This window comes from Clostridioides sp. ZZV15-6598 (assembly GCF_020657705.1).
Classification (GTDB): Bacteria; Bacillota; Clostridia; order Peptostreptococcales; family Peptostreptococcaceae; genus Clostridioides; species Clostridioides difficile_F.
In genome coordinates, this window is the sequence record NZ_JAGWCS010000261.1 from 1 (window position 1) to 1,652 (window position 1,652).

Here is a 1,652-nt window from a genome sequence, read left to right on the forward strand (position 1 = left end):
ATATATATTTAGTGATATGACATCTAATTTGTAATATATAAAGCTGATAACTTTTTAAAATTATCGAAGTTGATAGCTTCTAATCTATCAAACCTTTTTAACTGGTCAAGTTATTAAGGGTGCAGGGCGGATGCCTTGGCACTAGGAGCCGATGAAGGACGCGATAAGCTGCGATAAGCTTCGGGGAGTTGCACGTAAACTTTGATCCGAAGATTTCCGAATGAGGAAACTCACTTAGAGTAATGTCTAAGTATCATTAAGTGAATACATAGCTTAATGAGGGGAACTCAGGGAACTGAAACATCTAAGTACCTGAAGGAAGAGAAAGAAATTCGATTCCGTAAGTAGCGGCGAGCGAACGCGGAATAGCCCAAACCAATAAAGTTTTCTTTATTGGGGTTGCGGACATATCTTAAACGAAGAGGTATCGTAATTGAAGAGGTTTGGAAAGACCCACCACAGAAGGTAATAGTCCTGTATGTCAAACGAGAAAACTTCAGATATGATCCAGAGTACCACGGGACACGTGAAACCCTGTGGGAAGCAGGAGGGACCACCCTCCAAGGCTAAATACTACCTAGTGACCGATAGCGTATAGTACCGTGAGGGAAAGGTGAAAAGAACCCCGGGAGGGGAGTGAAATAGAACCTGAAACCCTGCACTTACAAGCTGTGGAAGCACATTTCTTGTGTGACCGCGTACTTTTTGTAGAACGGGCCAACGAGTTACGTTAAGTAGCAAGGTTAAGCACTTAAGGTGTGGAGCCGTAGCGAAAGCGAGTTTTAACTGAGCGTTCAGTTACTTGACGTAGACCCGAAACCGGGCGACCTACCCATGAGCAGGATGAAGCGAAAGTAAAATTTCGTGGAGGTCCGAACCCACGAGCGTTGAAAAGCTCGGGGATGACTTGTGGGTAGCGGTGAAATTCCAATCGAGCCCGGAGATAGCTGGTTCTCCCCGAAATAGCTTTAGGGCTAGCCTCAAGGTGAGAGATACGGAGGTAGAGCACTGAATGTCCTAGGGGGTATTGCACCTACCGAAGACTATCAAACTCCGAATGCCGTCATCTTATACTTGGGAGTCAGACTGTGGGTGATAAGATTCATAGTCGAAAGGGCAACAGCCCAGATCGTCAGCTAAGGTCCCTAAATGTAAGTTAAGTGGTAAAGGATGTGGGATTGCACAGACAACCAGGATGTTGGCTTAGAAGCAGCCACTCATTCAAAGAGTGCGTAATAGCTCACTGGTCGAGTGATCCTGCGCCGAAGATTTCCGGGGCTAAAACTTACTACCGAAGCTACGGCATCAGTAATGATGGGTAGGGGAGCTTCCCATACAGGCTGAAGCATGACCGTAAGGACATGTGGACAGTATGGGAGTGAGAATGTTGGCATGAGTAGCGAGATGTGGGTGAGAATCCCACAGGCCGTAAACCCAAGGTTTCCAGGGGAAGGTTCGTCCGCCCTGGGTTAGTCGGGACCTAAGCTGAGGCCGAAAGGCGTAGGTGATGGACAACAGGTTGATATTCCTGTACTACCGATAACCGTTTGAGAGATGGGATGACACAGTAGGATAAGCTAAGCACACTGTTGGTTATGTGTGCCCAAGCATTGAGGCAGTCAGAGTAGGTAAATCCGCTTTGATAATGCTGG

The 1,652-nt window shown here is 46.9% G+C and carries 1 rRNA gene; it reads left to right on the forward strand.

The annotated features are described in order from the left end of the window. Positions 1 to 103: 103 nt before the first annotated feature. A 23S ribosomal RNA gene (locus tag KGF50_RS21370) occupies positions 104 to 1,652 on the forward strand; the annotation flags it as partial.